This is a genomic window from Shewanella sp. SG44-6, from assembly GCF_014164185.1.
Lineage (GTDB): Bacteria > Pseudomonadota > Gammaproteobacteria > Enterobacterales > Shewanellaceae > Shewanella > Shewanella vesiculosa.
The window spans coordinates 1-15,761 of record NZ_JACJER010000058.1 but is presented as its reverse complement, the minus strand read 5'-3'; the positions used below and the strand labels follow the sequence as shown (position 1 = coordinate 15,761).

Here is a 15,761-nt window from a genome sequence, read left to right as displayed (position 1 = left end):
TTTCCACCCTCTTTTTGAGGATGTAATAACAAGGTGTTTTATCGCAGCATCAGCTGTAGCCCCATGCCACTGTAATTCGTGACGTCATTTTCTGGGAATAACATATCGACGTTAACTTGGCCGCTAAAAAGGAGGTCTGGGCCTTGAAACGATTGATGGTCTTTTGAATGATTAGCTGTCTGTTCTGTATTAGTATCGGCTTCAGCATTGGCGGTCGATATCACTTCCAAACTATTGAGTAATTTAGCTTTTACAGTCGACGAAATATTTTTTTCATGAAATGGCCTCCTGATTAAACGATAGAATTAGGGTTAAATAAATCTTTGTCGAGTCTGTTATACCTTATTGAGTGTCAAGCACAGAGTTAAGTACTTGCAGTGCATTTGCGGCAATCTGAGGGCCGCAATATTTTTCAATAATGTGAATAAATTCGTTGAGCTGACTGACAGATACATGGTTATTCATACTAAAGGTGTAGTGAGCACTTAACTGGTTATTTACACCATTTAAATTAGCCAAAGCTGCTATTGTGGCAATTTCTCGCTGCTTCCAGCTTAAGGAATCTCGTTCGAAAATATCGCCGAACAGGTGAGCTTTCAGGTAAGTATCAATTTCAGGCGAGAATTCAAATAATGGCCCTTTAACTTCAGCACCAATTAGCTTGGTCTGGTTCTCAGTACCGAACTCGAGGCTGGTTCGGTCTGTAGGTAAAGGCTTAGGCTCAGAGCCGACAATGTCAGTCATGCCAGTTTTTTTCCGGTCATCCACAACACTCATAAACGCAGAAAGTCCATTTAAACTGCGGGGGAAGCCTGCATAGGCATACATCTGAACCAGAATTGCTTTAATTTCGTTGATCGTTAAGCCGGCATCCAAACCTTCATGTAAACTGACTTGTAACTTTTCTATATCACCGCTTGCAGTAAATGCCGCGATTGGAATAATGGCTTGCTCTGAAGGTTCAAGCGAGTCTGTTACTGACGCTATATTCATAAATAAAATCGCTGTTAAATTGATGGTAAGGAAAGAGACTTTTCTGAAAAATAATCAAATAAATCATCTAAGTTAGCTGCTCAATTTTGATGTGATTAACTTATCATTTATATTTGCTGAACTATTGCCTATAGTTTTTTTATCATTGCCTATTCCTGCATATAAAATAATATGGCAACTTTTGCCTCTATGAGTTAGCTTTGTTTTCAGTTTTGGCATTGAATAAGTGGTAATGTCGGTGGTTTGTGGTGGTCATTAATGTCATTGGCTGTTTTGGTCCTGGCAGAAGTACAATGCCTTAAGTGTGAACATCTATTTTTGCTAAGGTTTATAAAATCAGCGCTACTAGCCTAGCAATAGCTAAAGTTGCCTAATCATTTTATTTAAAAACGCCATCAGTCGGAGTCAATAGCACTTAATGGTAGTTAGTCTCTGTAAAATGAACAAAAATATAAACCGGTTGATGGATTTGATTTGTACTAATAGCCTAGTGCTTTAATCAGCGCGATTAGCTTATGCAAATTCCAAATGTTAAAACTAAACATTACGATATATATTGCCACTAGGATGATGATGAACGGTTCACAAAGTAGAGTTGCCAATACTGAAAAGCTGGCGAGACAAATTGATAAATGGATGGAAAAAGGCGTTAACCAGGTCGAGACTAAAATTCCAGGATTGAAATTAACCCGATGGCCATCTACTACCGCGCCAACGAGTTATATTCATCACCCGAGTGTTTGTTTAATTGCTCAAGGTAAGAAGCGTGTTCTATTAGGTGATGAAAGTTATATTTATGACGCCAATCATTTTCTTGTTTCATCTGTTGGCTTGCCGGTCATTGCTAATATTATGCAAGCAAGCGATGAGCATCCTTATCTCGGGCTGGTTATGGAGCTGGATCTACAAATTATTTCAGAGCTGATTGCTGAAAATAAGAATTTGTTTTCCTACGATAAAAAGACCACAAAAGGGATTGCCGTTGGACAACTTTCTGAGTCGCTATTAAACGCATTCACTCGACTAATAGATCTGTTGGATGAGAGCGATAATATAGGAGCTTTAGCACCCATAATTCAAAGAGAAATCTTCTTTCGTCTTTTGACAACAGAGCAAGGTATCCTGCTTAATCAAATCGTCACAACTCAGAGCCACAGCTACAAATATCTAAAGCAATTGATTGGCTCAGAAATAACTTTTTTAAACCATTAAGCGTAAGTGATCTAGCCGATTACAGTGGAATGAGTCAATCTGCATTTTACAGTCATTTTCGTTCAGTGACGGCTATGACGCCTCTACAATTTCAGAAAAGTTTACGTTTGAATGAAGCTCGTCGTTTAATGTTAACCGAAAACTTAGATGCGACGACGACAACATACAAAGTTGGCTACGAAAGCCCCTCTCAATTCAGTCGAGAATACCGCCGTTTTTTTGGTGAGTCTCCATTAAAAGATACAAAAGCATTGCGCGAAACTGGACTGCCTCAAGAAGCAAAGGCTTAAAGAAAAAGAACCAAAAAGACTAGGTTTAACTTAACTTAACAATGTGTACTTCTTGCACTAACCTATTCTTTTTCAATGATAAAATTGGTTTTATTAATAGCGATATTCCCATATTTTGCTAGCCCACGATTGCTATTGACACATATTTTTAGCTTAACAAATCATACCAAACTCCCCCTCGGAAATAGAGAAACATCAACGTGCTCATAGTTACGCCAGTCGCCGCGCAAACTCAGCTTGTGACATCTTTAACGTTGGGAGAATAACATCGGGTGATGACGGCGTAAAAAGCTCTGTTGTCCGCAGCATATACTGAGCTTTTTTAGGTAATAGACGACAGTGCGCTGACTTTCACTCCCTCAAGGATAGTAAAGAGATGTTAGTATGGAAAATATGAGGCTACATGGATTTTCATTTTGTCAAAAATGTCGTTTTATTTTACCTCTCCTCGACACTCGAAAAGCTCAATACATGGGCTGTATCTGCATTAAAGAACGATGATAAATAATAGTGGGAATAATATTAATGGACCTCTCTGTATTAGACAAATTCTGGCAGCTAATTAACGAAAAATTACAAGGCTGGCTAGAAGCTGGCATTAAACACTTGCCAAACTTTATAGTCGCCTTTCTCTTAGCCATGTTTTTTGGCTTACTGGCTAAATATGTTGGTAGAGTCGTTCGAAAAGTGCTTCATAAAGCCTTAGAGTCTGAACAAATTGCCGATCTACTTTCATCAATAATCAAGATGCTGGTGTTGTTGACAGGGCTATTTATCGCTCTAGAGTTTTTGGGGTTAACCGGCACCGTAACGTCACTCTTAGCTGGCGCAGGTATTATTGGCCTAGCGCTTGGTTTTGCTTTTCAAGACATGGCAGAGAATCTTATTGCTGGTATTGCTATGGGTATTCGTAAGCCATTTCAAATTGGCGATGTGGTTGAGGCAGGAGATGTATTCGGCACAGTAAAAACCATTAATTTGCGTAACACATTAGTCGAAACGTTTTTTGGCCAAATAGAAGTGATTCCAAATAAAATCTTATTTCGAAACGTACTCACTAATTATACGGTTACAGGGGTCAGGCGAATCGAAGTGCCCGTTGGTATTTCTTACGCAGACGACCCACAAAAGGCCGCTGAAGCTATCGAAGAAGCGATAAACGCCTGTGATTTTGTTATCAAAAAAGAACAAACTGCCGTATTTGCTAAGGGGTTTGCAGACAGCAGTATAAACTTAGTGGTCTGGTTCTGGATCGATTACCCAGGCGACACTGGCTTTATGAAAGCTCGACATACTGCGGTGGTAGAAATTAAAAAAGCGCTAGAAAAAGCTGATATCTTAATTCCCTTTCCTATCAGAACATTGGATTTTGGCGCCAAAGGCGGTGAAAAGCTCAATACTATGTTGTCGGAAACAAAGTCAGAAGAAACGTCAGAAGAAAAATCAGCAGACTCACAGAAGTCATCATCGTCTGAAAATGAAAAGTAATCTCTGGGATTAGAGGCACTTTCATTAACTGAACGTCAGCTTGTCGCATCGGTCTAATTTAATTAGACTGCCAAAAATGTTGAAGGTCGGCAGATCGCTCCTGGCGTTCTGGAAAAAGAGCCGACCATCGGCTTTTGCTACGAGTACACTAATTCTTCCAGGCGGCTTGAAGGTCGGTAATACTGAGATAGCCGACGTTCAAGTTTTCTCTGGGATGTAAATATAAGCGCTCGAATAGGCTTATATTGACTCATCGAATGCGCACATTTGCCATTAATGATCCGACACATAGCATAACTGATCCAACATATAGCATTACTGATCCGACATATAACATAATTATTGGACTGAATACTTTCGAGAGTCCAGTGGTTCACTTAATCTTTTCCTGCCACACAGGAAAAACATATCAAGCGGTCAAAGATAAACTATTTTGCTGGCATTACAGCAAGTGGGTCAATGCCAACGTCACCGCTCATTTCAGCGCCAAGCAATTTACTGCCGCCTATGCGAGTCCCCTCACAACAAGATATCGCCTGGGGAATTAGCACCATCAAATTTGTTCTCTGGCCGCCGCATTCTTACAGAAAAGGGGGAAAACCAACATACCTGCCTAGCGCTCTTTAGTCGATTGACCAGATAAAATTGATACCTAGCACTAGCAAATCCTAACTGCCTAATCGATTGACTTGTTCCAACATAGGGTTCAATGACCCTCAAGCCAACACACCAGACCATGCTGAATCGATGAAGTATGTGCTTTTTTCTTTGGGCCATTTTTACACTACCAGCAGGAGCTCGGCGCTGTTTGCAACGCGGTAGTGTTGGCAAGCGAACAGACAGATCCCGCCAACGGACTGATAATACACCAAAGCTAGCGCCAACGGCATTTGCCCATCAGACTCGGAAGGAGCAACCATGACGACAATCACCACCATTAATCCCGCGACTGAAAAAGCAATCCATTCCTACGACATAATGACCGAAAAGCAGGCGACGGCTCGGCTTGAGTCCTGCCATGGGGCATTTCTGCAATGGCGTAAACTACCCCATCTGGAACGGGCCACCTATCTTAATAACATCGGTCAAAAACTACGTGACAATGCCGATGAATTGGCCGCCTTGATGACCAACGAAACCGGCAAACTCCTGAAAGATGGTCTTGTTGAGGTTCAACTCTGTGCTGCGATCTTAGATTACACCGCTGAAAATGGACCAGAAGCGCTGACTGATGAAGAGCGTGTGCAAGGACTCAACGGCAAACGCGGCGTCATCAGTTATCAGCCAATCGGCGTCATCTATTCAATCCAGCCTTGGAACTTTCCCCTTTACCAGCCGATCCGTGTGCTGGCAGCCAATCTGATGGCAGGTAATGGCTGTGTTCTGAAGCACGCCAGCATCTGCACTGGCTCCGGACTTCGTTTGCGTGAATTGTGTATTGAGGCCGGCTTGCCCGAGGACCTGTTCCAGGTTTTGGTGATCGATCACGACACCAGCGACAAGCTGATAGCCCATCCAATGGTCCGTGGTGTCACAATGACAGGTAGCGATGGCGCTGGGCGACACATCGGGGCTGTGGCCGCCAAAGAGTTAAAGAAGACAGTGCTCGAACTGGGGTCGAATGACGCTTATCTGGTGCTTGAGGATGCCGATGTTGAAACCGCCGTAAAATTTTCGGTTATGGGCCGACTTTACAACAACGGAGAGACCTGTGTTTCTGCCAAGCGGTTCATCGTGACCGATAAGGTCTATGACGCCTTTGTCGAGGCTTTCGTCGCTCAAATGCAAAAAATCAACATGGGTGACCCCATGGATAAAAATACCCAGCTTGGGCCGCTTTCCAGCCAGGAGCAGTTTGACACAGTTAAGGAGCAGGTGGACGCCAGCGTCGCCAAGGGTGCAAAAATCCTCTGCGGTGGCGAAGTGACAAAACGCACGGGTGCCTATTATCCCGCCACTGTGCTGGCAAATCTTACGCCCGGAATGCCAGCCTACGATGATGAAATCTTCGGACCGGTCGCGTCAATCATCCGCGCCATTGATGATGAGGACGCCATGCGACTGGCTAATGAAAGCCGCTATGGACTTGGCGGAGGGATCTTTTCAAAGGATGAGGAACGAGCCCTCAAACTGGCGCGCAATGACTTCGACACAGGCATGATCCGCATTAATTCGTTTGGGGCTGCTGATCCGAATATGCCATTTGGCGGGGTCAAGAATTCCGGATACGGACGTGAACACGGTGGTTTTGGCATCAAGGAGTTCGTCAACGTAAAGTCGATTTTCCTGCCCTGACCTGGCTTTACACCCACAATTTCGCCCATTTCATTCAACATTAAGGATTTCTCTATGAGTATGAACATTCTTGTCGCCGGTGCCACCGGTAAAACAGGCCAGCTTCTGGCCCAGTACCTTATAGATCAGGGCCATAAGCCGATAGCGCTGGTTCGCGAAAGTTCGGATACCAGTTCTTTGCCCCAAGGTGTAGACCTGCGCCATGGTGACCTGACCGACCTGGAAACCGGCCTGTGCGACTGCATGGACGTGGTGATCTTTGCCGCAGGTTCAGGAGGAAGCACCGGCCCTGAAATGACCAAAAAAGTGGATCGGGACGGCGCGAAGCGACTGATTGATCAAGCGAAAGAATCAGGCGTAAAGCGTTTCGTGATGCTCAGCTCGATCGGCGCAGATCAATCCAACCCTACCGGCGACATGGCCCCTTACCTGAATGCCAAACACGAAGCGGACGAATACCTCAAGGCTTCCGGAGTAACTTACTCGATCCTGCGCCCTGTAGCACTGACCAACAAGGGCCGCAGCACGGATGTGATCCTGGGTGACAATGTCGACAAATCGGCCAAGGCGTCTCGAGCAGATGTCGCCCACGTACTGATGGAGGCCGCCACTACAGGCCGTTACGACGGTATGACGCAGAATATGCAGTCAGCCTAACCCTAATGTCTCTGGCGTAACATTAAGCTTGGAACCGTTAACGTATGAAATTCAATCATTCATTTCAACAGGAGAAAATCCATGTCAGAGATCAATAGCAAAGTCGTTATCATTACCGGTGCCAGAAGTGGTCTGGGTAAAGCCACAGCACTACGCCTGGCAAAAGGTGGCGCCAAACTGGTGCTTGCTGCCCGCCGCGAGGAACGCCTTGTGGAGCTGCGTGACACGATCAAGGATCAGGGTGGTGAAGCTATTTATCAGGTTACCGACGTCACTGACCGCGCTCAGGTCGAGTCGCTGGCCAAAGCGGCGAAGGAAGCTTACGGCCGCATCGACGTGCTGGTCAACAACGCTGGTCTGATGCCGCTATCGCCCCTCGATGAACTCAAGGTCGACGAATGGGAGAAAATGATTGATGTCAATATCAAAGGCGTTCTCTACGGCATTGCCGCGGTGCTGCCGACCATGCGCGAGCAGCATGTCGGCCACATTATTAATCTCTCGTCAGTAGCTGGGCATAAGGTCTTTCCGGCATCCGCCGTTTATTCCGCTACCAAGTTTGCCGTCAAGGCGCTATCAGAAGGCATTCGTCAAGAAGGCAATGGGGAAATCCGCTCCACCAATATTTCGCCTGGTGCCGTAGCGACCGAGCTGACCAGTAAAATCAGCGACCCCGATACAGCCAAGGGTGTTGATGAAATGTATGAGATGGCCATTAACCCAGATGCGATTGCACGAGCAATTGCTTATGCCATCGAGCAGCCGGCAGATGTTGATGTCAACGAGATTATCATTCGCCCCACTAGGCAGCCACTGTAAGCGCAAAGCCACTCTATTGGACAGGAGCAAGATGCAAACTGGCATGATAAAAATCACAGCTGCTTAGGTCTGCTGTTGAACCAGTTACATTGTAAGCCAACACAAGAGAGCGATTTTTAGCATGCGGGCTCAAACGGATTGTCGGGCCAGAGGAAAAAATGCTAGATCGGAAGGATCCCTTGCTTGAGTGCTTATGTTGTCATTTCTCAGCAAATCCTTTTTGCTCTTCGGTCTCTGTGTCGCTATTTTAGATAGCAGATAAAACATAAGAGCCTAGCAACTAGGGAATAAGCCGTCAGAGTGAAGTAAATAACAATTTACTTCACTCTTTTTATCATTCTTGGTGAATTATCCTGAGGAGAAGCAAACGATGAGTATTAATTATGACTGACAAAATATTAAAAATTTCAGATGAGTTTTGGAATATTCGTGGTGAGTTTAAGATTTTCGGTTTACTAAATATTGGAACACACGCTTCTTTAGTAAAGCGCGGTAACGGCAAGTTTGTTTTGCTCGACGCTTATGAAATGCAAGACGACATTAAACAGCAAGTCGATTCGCTGACCAACAATGGAGTCGACATTGAAGCGATTATTAACTTGCATCCATTCCATACAGTGCATATTGAAAAAATACATGGCGATTATCCACACGCAAAACTCTATGGAACGCAGCGCCATATCGATAAATTACCCAACCTAACATGGCAAACAGAGTTAACCAATTCAAACGAGTTTGCTGCTTTGTTTTCAGAGGATTTTGAATTTTCAGTGCCCCGCGGGGTCGATTTTATTTCCAAAAACGAGCACCTACATTTTTCATCGGTGCTTGCTTACCACAAAGAGTCAAAAACCATTCACGTTGACGACACGTTAATGTACTTTCAATTACCCGGTTTACTCCGTTTTTTAAAAAGTCCAGAATTGGCTTTTCATATGACACTGTCGAAAACATTGGAACGACGCAAAGGCGCTGCTGATGATTTTCGGCATTGGGTCGCGGATCTAGCGGAGCAATGGAGCGGTGCTGAAGTATTATGTGCGGCTCATTCGTCAACATTGTTTATTAAAAACCAATCGCCATCAATTGCGGCGATGATCATGACAGCATTGGAACGGGTAGAATTAACCTTAAAACATCATGAAAACAAGTTTGGTTAGCCCTTCTCGTCGTTATATTACAGTTCAAACTGAGTTAGGCGTCCAGAAATTAGCGTGATCAGAGCCGATGAAATGTCACGTTCGGATCTGCAACCATCGAACACTCCAGGACCAGTGAACTGTGCTTAGCGACAAAACCTCTCGGTGGCGTTTGTATTTTTGAAGCCTTGTGGGAGTTGTCTGCAAAACAAAATTTGTAAAAAATAAACTCTCAAAGCACCATAAGCACTGTGAGAGTTTATAAAAAAACGTACAGCATATTAACTTCTCAATTAACATGCTGTACGTTCATTTGGCATTGGGTCAAATGGAGCGATCTATTTTTGCGGGTGCTTAAAACATCGACACAAAAAATGCGCTGAAACAAATTGCGATTACAACTGTTGTGCCTAAAGCCATTTTTAATTCTGTAGTCATTGTCTTGCCTCCAAATGTGTATACTGCAAGAATAACGCTTTTTATGAGTTAACCCAAAAAATATCCTCACAAATGTGAGCTAAAGCAAAATTTTATGGGTATTAACCGCCAGACTTTTCATTAGCATCTGAGCTTGATACAGTCAGATAAATTTTTAATAAGAGAGTATATCATGTCACAACTACTTCATACGATGATCCGCGTAGGCAATTTAGATCGCAGCATCACTTTTTATACTGATGTAATGGGGATGAAATTACTGCGTAAATCAGAAAACCCAGAATACAAGTACACGCTTGCCTTTGTCGGTTTTGGCGAAGAAACCACAGGCCAAGCTGTGATTGAATTAACCTATAACTGGGGTGTCGACAGTTACGATTTAGGTAATGCTTTTGGTCATTTAGCCATTGGCGAAGAAGATATCTATGCCCGCTGCGATGCAATTACTGCAGCAGGAGGTAAAGTCACCCGAGCACCAGGGCCGGTTGCAGGCGGAAGCACTGAAATCGCTTTTGTTGAAGATCCTGATGGATATAAAATTGAATTAATTCAGAAAAAGTCAGCAACTGCAGCTTTAGGTTAATACGGTACGTCTTAGTATTGGTGATAAGTAAAAATAGCAAAAGCCAGCGAATTGCTGGCTTTTTTGTTAGCTGCAATAGCATGCAGCGGATAATATGCTGATAAACAATTGATTAAAAAATTTGGGGCTAATCTTATACCCAAAACACAAACCAAAATTAATGATTCAACGTTAACCCATCGAGACTGACTATTCTGGCTTTAGCAAACTAAAGTGATCGTAGGCACGCTGGGAGGCTATTCGTCCTCTAGGTGTGCGCTGAATAAAGCCTTGTTGAATTAAAAAAGGCTCCAATACATCTTCAATCGTTTCTCTATCTTCACCTATCGCGGCAGCAAGGTTATCTAATCCTACTGGACCACCCATAAATTTATCAATAATTGCCAGCAAGAGTTTACGGTCTAAGTAATCGAAACCTTGCTCATCAACATCAAGCAAATCAAGTGCATATTCGGCCACTTTTTGGGTGACTTTGCCATCATGTTTAACTTCCGCATAGTCGCGAACGCGGCGTAATAAACGGTTAGCAATTCGCGGTGTGCCTCGTGAACGTTTGGCAATTTCAATCGCACCTTGCTGATCAATCTCAAGCTCCATCACATTCGCTGAGCGTGTCACGATAGTGGTAAGATCTTTAACATTATAAAACTCTAAACGCAGTGGAATACCAAAGCGCGCCCGCAGTGGTGATGTTAGTGCTCCAGCTCGAGTGGTCGCCCCAATAAGCGTGAATGGCGGTAAATCTAACTTAATCGAACGTGCTGCGGGGCCTTCACCAATCATAATATCCAGTTGGTAGTCTTCCATCGCCGGATAAAGAATTTCTTCAACCACAGGGCTTAACCGATGTATTTCATCGATAAACAGTACATCACCCTCTTCAAGATTCGTTAACAAGGCCGCTAAATCGCCGGCTTTTTCGAGCACGGGGCCAGAAGTGGATTTGATGTTCACCCCCATCTCATTGGCGACAATCATTGCTAAGGTTGTTTTACCTAAACCTGGAGGGCCAAAAATCAGCATGTGATCAAGGGCCTCGCGGCGATTAATCGCAGCTTGTATAAAAACCTTAAGCTGGGCACGAGTGTCATCTTGACCAGTATACTCATCCAACATTTTAGGGCGCATAGCACGATCAATCAGTTCATCTTGACCTTGTACTTGCGGCTGGATCAGGCGATCAGCTTCAATCATTTTTACGTACCCTGTTTATGCATATCATACTTATAACATTGATTTTAAAGCAGCTTTAATTAACGTTTCAGAACTCATACCTTGCTTAAAAGCGGCAGAAACCGACTTACTGGCCTGAGCGGGCTTGTAGCCTAAAGATAATAAGGCAGAAATAGCATCTTCTTCAGCGCTTTCAGCTGCTGGCGCGGGGGTGTAATTACTCTGTAGCATAAACTCGCGCTCAGAACCGGCAGAAGCTTCAAGCAAACTTTTAAGCTTATCGCGCATTTCAATCACTAAACGTTCAGCCGTTTTCTTACCCACTCCAGGTAATTTCACTAAGGTGGCAATATCATCGCGTTCAACACATGATACAAACTCAGATGCAGTCATACCTGATAAAATCGTTAACGCCAACTTAGGGCCGACACCATTAGTTTTAATCAGTAAACGAAATAACGCCCGTTCTTGTTTGGTGATAAAACCATAAAGCAACTGAGCGTCTTCGCGCACCACAAAATGGGTGAATAACATGGTAGCTTGATTTAACGCAGGTAATTCATAAAAACTGGTCATCGGCACTTGTAATTCATAGCCTACACCATTAACGTCTAGCACCACTTCAGGCGCTTGCTTTTCAACTAAAATACCGCTTAATCGACCTATCATTTGTATCTTCCATATGTTCTGCTGCTAGCTTTACCGCCCATAGCGATAAGACTTTGATAAGTATGAAAATGACATATTGCTACTCCTAATGCATCGGCCGCATCAGCTTGTGGTGAAGCTGGTAGCTTAAGTAATTGTTTCACCATATGTTGTACTTGCGTTTTTTGAGCTCTGCCAGTGCCAACTACGGCACTTTTTATTTGTGTTGCACTGTATTCTGCAACCGGTAAACCAGCACAGGTTGCAGCAACAATCGCCGCACCTCTCGCTTGGCCCAGTTTAAGGGCAGAATCCGCATTCTTGGCCATAAACACCCGCTCGATAGCAAACTCGTCGGGCTGATATTGGGTAATGATTTCACATAAGCCAGCATAAATTTGCTGTAAGCGTTGCGGTAACTCATCGGCGGATGTTCGAATACAGCCACTACCAAGATAAATCTGTTGACGGCCTTGGCATTGGATCACCCCATAACCGGTAATACGTGAACCCGGGTCAACACCTAAAATAATGGCCATTGATGCCTCATGCGTTATCTAACGCTTGCATAACGTCATCTGAAATCTCAGCATTATGATATACCTCTTGTACATCATCATGATCTTCTAAGTTATCAATTAAACGTAAAAACTTTTCAGCCGTATCGGCATCAAGCTCTGCTTTTAATGACGCTACCATGGTCACCTCAGCATGAACCGCCCCAAAAGCCGCACTATCAAGTGCATCTTTGACTTTGCCAAAGGCCTCTGGCGTAGTAAAAACGTCGATAGAGCCATCTTCATGGGTGATAACATCTTCTGCACCCGCTTCTAAGGCACTGTCAATTAAGCTGTCTTCATCGATATCACTGTCGTAAGAAATAATACCTGATTGTGTGAACAAATAGGCAACAGAACCATCGGTGCCTAAATTACCGCCCGATTTATTAAAGGCATTGCGCACGCCTGAAACAGTACGATTGCGATTATCTGTCATGGTTTCGACCATCACCGCCGTTCCACCAGGTCCATAGCCTTCATAAATAATAGTTTCTAGTTGCTGGCCATCTATCTCACCGGCACCGCGTTTTATGGCGCGTTCAACGGTATCGCGAGTCATATTATTGGATAAGGCTTTATCAACTGCAGCACGTAGCCTAGGATTGGCATCAACATCTGAACCACCTTCGCGGGCCGCGACGGTCAGTTCACGAATGAATTTGGTGAATAACTTGCCGCGTTTAGCATCTTGTGCTGCTTTGCGGTGTTTAATATTGGCCCATTTACTGTGTCCAGCCATTGTATCTCCTTACTATTCAATAGGACGTACCAAGTAAACTCGTTTACTTGTAAAAAACGTACCGAGGCAAAAGCCTCGGTATGTAGTCCCCTGTTAAGGGCGAGCAAATGGCTAACGTTAGCGCTTTACTCTTCTGTTTTAACCTTTTCAACCACGGCGATGCCTAACTCAGCGAGTTGCACTGGGTTAGCAAATCCTGGAGCATTGGTTAACGGACATGCAGCGGTAGTCGTTTTCGGGAAAGCCATCACGTCACGAATAGAGCTGGCGCCGGTCATTAACATAATAATACGGTCTAAACCGAATGCTAAACCAGCATGTGGCGGAGTACCATAACGCAATGCTTCAAGTAAGAAACCGAACTTTTCTTTGGCTTCTTCAGCTTCAATACCTAAAATATTAAATACTGTGCTTTGCATTTCAGCGTTGTGAATACGAACTGAACCACCACCTAACTCACAGCCATTTAATACCATATCATAGGCATCTGAAATTGCTGCTGCAGGATCTGCAGCCAACTGTTCAGCACTCATACCACGAGGAGCTGTAAAAGGATGATGAACAGCGTGGAACCCGCCGTTAATTTTTTCAAACATAGGGAAGTCAACAACCCACATTGGACGCCATTGACCTTCAAGCAGCTTAAAGTCTTCACCTGCTTTTAAGCGCAATGCTCCCATAGCCTCGGCAACAACATTGGCTTTATCGGCACCAAACAGAATGATATCGCCTGTTTGTGCATTAGTACGACTGATAATATCGTTAACTATCGATTCAGTTAAGAACTTAAGTACAGGAGATTGAATACCTTCAATACCTGCAGCTAAGTCATTTATCTTCATCCACGCTAAGCCTTTCGCGCCATAAATTGCCGCATACTTGGTATAATCGTCAATTTGCTTGCGTGATAATGATGCGCCTGTCGGAATACGTAATGCGGCTACGCGGCCTTCCACATCGTTTGCTGGGCCATTAAATACTGCAAACTCGACGTCTTTAACTAAATCAGCAATATCAACTAATTCAAGTGGATTACGTAAATCGGGTTTATCAGAACCATAACGCTTCATGGCTTCGGCGTAAGTCATACGCGGAAAATCGCCTAAATCAACATTCAATAAATCGTGAAATAAACCGCGCATCATTTGCTCAGTTTTTTCCATGACTTGTTCAGCAGACATGAAAGATGTTTCGATATCGATTTGGGTAAATTCAGGTTGGCGATCGGCACGTAAATCTTCATCGCGGAAACATTTAACGATTTGATAATAACGGTCAAAACCTGACATCATTAACAACTGTTTGAACAGCTGTGGGGATTGAGGTAACGCAAAAAATTGACCTTTATACGTTCGGCTTGGGACTAGATAGTCACGTGCACCTTCTGGGGTCGCTTTGGTTAAAATCGGCGTTTCGATGTCTAAGAAACCATTGGTGTCTAAGAAGCGACGAACAGAACTGGTGACCTTAGCGCGGAAGATAAGACGCTCGGCCATTTCTGGACGACGTAAATCTAAATAACGATATTTTAAGCGTTGTTCTTCACTGTTATTTTGATAATTATCCATGCTTAAAGGTAACGGAGCTGATGCATTAATCACTGTCAGTTGCGTACCTAAAATCTCAATCGCACCGGTTTTCATTTGTGAATTGACTTGGCTTTCTGGACGAGCGCGCACAACACCTTTAATTTGAACACAAAACTCACTGCGCAATGTGCTGGCTATATCAAAAACGTCTTTTAGATCTGGGTCAAAAACAACTTGAACTAGCCCTTCTCTATCGCGTAAGTCTAAAAACACAACTCCGCCTAAATCGCGACTACGGTTTACCCAACCGACTAAAGTAACTTCTTGACCTAGATGAGACGGATTAATGTCTCCACAATAATGACTGCGCATTGAACTCTATCCTTTATCCACAAAGCGGTATTTTGGAAATCGAAAATGATAAAAACGGCATTATATACCGTGACTCAAACTTATGCATTGAAGTATCAATCAGATTAAGGCAATTAACCAGACCTATAGCGAATAAACTGGATTGACTGACTGAAAAACCATCAATCAAAACTAGCTCATTTTATATTGATGGCCACCTACTTTTTTAGCCTGATACATGAGCTGATCTGATTTTTTCAATAATGAGGCTGCGTTATCAGAATCATCAGGAAATATGGCGATACCGATACTGGCAGAAATAGTAATACTGATATCACCGATTAGCAGCGGTTTTTTTAACGTGCTGAGTATGTTTTCCGCAACTTGGCGAGCATCTTCTTTGGTTTCAATCTGATTTAATAGCATCACAAATTCATCTGCTACAAACCGCGTTACAGTATCAGAATCTTTCAAATGGCGAGTCAGTAGCACCGCAATACGTTGCAGTAACTTGTCACCGACATGATAGCCATGTTTATCATTTATGACTTTAAAGCCATCCAAATTGATAGATAACAATGCAAATTTTAATTTATCTCGCTGATGGACTAGGCTTGTTTGCGCTAATTTATCTTCGAAAATATATCGGTTAGGCAAAGCCGTTATGTTGTCATGACTGGCCATAAACCTTAGGTCTTCTTCTACTTTAGCGCGCTTTTGAATTTCAATATTTAAGCGTCTACTTGACACGAGTATAACAATGGCAACTAAGGTGACAATAGACAAAACAATCACCAAATATTTAAACCAAGGTTGATACTGTACCGTGTCACTGTTGAGATCTAAC

At 43.5% G+C, this 15,761-nt stretch carries 17 protein-coding genes; 8 read left to right on the top strand and 9 right to left on the bottom strand.

From position 1 onward, the window contains the following. Positions 1–38 precede the first annotated feature (38 nt). Together H5185_RS22760 and H5185_RS11870 are read right to left on the bottom strand one after the other, a co-directional pair. The gene (locus tag H5185_RS22760; RefSeq protein WP_207891334.1) at positions 39–224 is read right to left on the bottom strand and encodes a hypothetical protein; all 186 of its coding nucleotides are present in this window, start codon (positions 222–224) and stop codon (positions 39–41) included. 118 nt (positions 225–342) lie between these two features. Continuing rightward, positions 343–993, bottom strand: coding sequence for a carboxymuconolactone decarboxylase family protein (locus H5185_RS11870; protein ID WP_124018194.1), 651 nt, complete (start codon positions 991–993; stop codon positions 343–345). 573 nt (positions 994–1,566) lie between these two features. Between H5185_RS11870 and H5185_RS11865 the strand changes: the two genes are divergently transcribed. From H5185_RS11865 to H5185_RS11860, 3 genes are all read left to right on the top strand, one after another. Continuing rightward, a complete protein-coding gene (locus H5185_RS11865) occupies positions 1,567–2,205 on the top strand; it encodes an AraC family transcriptional regulator (RefSeq protein ID WP_220494448.1) in 639 nt (212 codons plus the stop codon). Further along, entirely contained in the window at positions 2,157–2,495 is a 339-nt protein-coding gene (locus tag H5185_RS22755; protein ID WP_310741664.1) for an AraC family transcriptional regulator, read from the top strand. The genes H5185_RS11865 and H5185_RS22755 overlap by 49 nt, the downstream gene beginning before the upstream one ends. 525 nt (positions 2,496–3,020) lie before the next feature. After that, complete coding sequence (locus H5185_RS11860; protein ID WP_124018192.1) at positions 3,021–3,983, top strand: mechanosensitive ion channel family protein; 963 nt, start codon at positions 3,021–3,023, stop codon at positions 3,981–3,983. A 428-nt stretch (positions 3,984–4,411) separates the two neighbouring features. Here the strand turns inward: H5185_RS11860 and H5185_RS22975 are convergent, their stop codons facing one another. After that, the gene (locus tag H5185_RS22975) at positions 4,412–4,537 is read right to left on the bottom strand and encodes a hypothetical protein (protein ID WP_259395335.1); all 126 of its coding nucleotides are present in this window, start codon (positions 4,535–4,537) and stop codon (positions 4,412–4,414) included. 364 nt (positions 4,538–4,901) lie between these two features. On the opposite strand from H5185_RS22975, the gene H5185_RS11855 reads away from it, so the two are divergent. The 5 genes from H5185_RS11855 to gloA all read left to right on the top strand — a co-directional run bounded on the left by H5185_RS11855 (position 4,902) and on the right by gloA (position 9,914). Continuing rightward, on the top strand, positions 4,902–6,278 hold the full coding sequence (locus H5185_RS11855; RefSeq protein ID WP_182723677.1) for an NAD-dependent succinate-semialdehyde dehydrogenase: 1,377 nt from the start codon (positions 4,902–4,904) through the stop codon (positions 6,276–6,278). Positions 6,279–6,332: 54 nt separating this feature from the next. Beyond that, positions 6,333–6,935: an SDR family oxidoreductase gene (locus H5185_RS11850; protein WP_207891333.1), complete on the top strand. Its 603-nt coding sequence runs from the start codon at positions 6,333–6,335 to the stop codon at positions 6,933–6,935. Positions 6,936–7,016: 81 nt separating this feature from the next. Next, positions 7,017–7,754: an SDR family oxidoreductase gene (locus tag H5185_RS11845; protein WP_182723676.1), complete on the top strand. Its 738-nt coding sequence runs from the start codon at positions 7,017–7,019 to the stop codon at positions 7,752–7,754. 383 nt (positions 7,755–8,137) lie between these two features. Continuing rightward, on the top strand, positions 8,138–8,914 hold the full coding sequence (locus H5185_RS11840) for a hypothetical protein (RefSeq protein WP_182698569.1): 777 nt from the start codon (positions 8,138–8,140) through the stop codon (positions 8,912–8,914). A gap of 589 nt (positions 8,915–9,503) precedes the next feature. Beyond that, complete coding sequence (gene gloA / locus H5185_RS11835; protein WP_124018189.1) at positions 9,504–9,914, top strand: lactoylglutathione lyase; 411 nt, start codon at positions 9,504–9,506, stop codon at positions 9,912–9,914. Positions 9,915–10,103: 189 nt separating this feature from the next. Here the strand turns inward: gloA and ruvB are convergent, their stop codons facing one another. The 6 genes from ruvB to H5185_RS11805 form a co-directional block, all read right to left on the bottom strand. Further along, positions 10,104–11,108: a Holliday junction branch migration DNA helicase RuvB gene (gene ruvB / locus H5185_RS11830; RefSeq protein ID WP_124018188.1), complete on the bottom strand. Its 1,005-nt coding sequence runs from the start codon at positions 11,106–11,108 to the stop codon at positions 10,104–10,106. Between the two features lie 30 nt (positions 11,109–11,138). Further along, on the bottom strand, positions 11,139–11,756 hold the full coding sequence (gene ruvA, locus H5185_RS11825; protein ID WP_124018187.1) for a Holliday junction branch migration protein RuvA: 618 nt from the start codon (positions 11,754–11,756) through the stop codon (positions 11,139–11,141). Further along, entirely contained in the window at positions 11,753–12,274 is a 522-nt protein-coding gene (gene ruvC / locus H5185_RS11820) for a crossover junction endodeoxyribonuclease RuvC (protein WP_124018186.1), read from the bottom strand. Before ruvC ends, ruvA begins: the two co-directional genes overlap by 4 nt. A 7-nt stretch (positions 12,275–12,281) precedes the next feature. Further along, a complete protein-coding gene (locus H5185_RS11815; protein WP_124018185.1) occupies positions 12,282–13,034 on the bottom strand; it encodes a YebC/PmpR family DNA-binding transcriptional regulator in 753 nt (250 codons plus the stop codon). Between the two features lie 125 nt (positions 13,035–13,159). Next, complete coding sequence (aspS, locus tag H5185_RS11810; RefSeq protein WP_124018184.1) at positions 13,160–14,935, bottom strand: aspartate--tRNA ligase; 1,776 nt, start codon at positions 14,933–14,935, stop codon at positions 13,160–13,162. Between the two features lie 171 nt (positions 14,936–15,106). Continuing rightward, positions 15,107–15,761: GGDEF domain-containing protein (locus tag H5185_RS11805; protein WP_182742175.1), on the bottom strand; the 655-nt coding region annotated here is incomplete at its 5' end.

What these genes read in the sequence shown, in the direction of transcription:
- ruvC (WP_124018186.1), bottom strand. Translation starts at nt 12,274, where the DNA reads ATGGCCATTATTTTAGGTGTTGACCCGGGTTCACGTATTACCGGTTAT.
- ruvB (WP_124018188.1), bottom strand. Translation starts at nt 11,108, where the DNA reads ATGATTGAAGCTGATCGCCTGATCCAGCCGCAAGTACAAGGTCAAGAT.
- H5185_RS11855 (WP_182723677.1), top strand. Translation starts at nt 4,902, where the DNA reads ATGACGACAATCACCACCATTAATCCCGCGACTGAAAAAGCAATCCAT.
- H5185_RS11850 (WP_207891333.1), top strand. Translation starts at nt 6,333, where the DNA reads ATGAGTATGAACATTCTTGTCGCCGGTGCCACCGGTAAAACAGGCCAG.
- H5185_RS22975 (WP_259395335.1), bottom strand. Translation starts at nt 4,537, where the DNA reads ATGGTGCTAATTCCCCAGGCGATATCTTGTTGTGAGGGGACTCGCATA.
- H5185_RS11845 (WP_182723676.1), top strand. Translation starts at nt 7,017, where the DNA reads ATGTCAGAGATCAATAGCAAAGTCGTTATCATTACCGGTGCCAGAAGT.
- ruvA (WP_124018187.1), bottom strand. Translation starts at nt 11,756, where the DNA reads ATGATAGGTCGATTAAGCGGTATTTTAGTTGAAAAGCAAGCGCCTGAA.
- H5185_RS11815 (WP_124018185.1), bottom strand. Translation starts at nt 13,034, where the DNA reads ATGGCTGGACACAGTAAATGGGCCAATATTAAACACCGCAAAGCAGCA.
- H5185_RS11865 (WP_220494448.1), top strand. Translation starts at nt 1,567, where the DNA reads ATGAACGGTTCACAAAGTAGAGTTGCCAATACTGAAAAGCTGGCGAGA.
- H5185_RS11860 (WP_124018192.1), top strand. Translation starts at nt 3,021, where the DNA reads ATGGACCTCTCTGTATTAGACAAATTCTGGCAGCTAATTAACGAAAAA.
- H5185_RS11870 (WP_124018194.1), bottom strand. Translation starts at nt 993, where the DNA reads ATGAATATAGCGTCAGTAACAGACTCGCTTGAACCTTCAGAGCAAGCC.
- gloA (WP_124018189.1), top strand. Translation starts at nt 9,504, where the DNA reads ATGTCACAACTACTTCATACGATGATCCGCGTAGGCAATTTAGATCGC.
- aspS (WP_124018184.1), bottom strand. Translation starts at nt 14,935, where the DNA reads ATGCGCAGTCATTATTGTGGAGACATTAATCCGTCTCATCTAGGTCAA.
- H5185_RS11840 (WP_182698569.1), top strand. Translation starts at nt 8,138, where the DNA reads ATGACTGACAAAATATTAAAAATTTCAGATGAGTTTTGGAATATTCGT.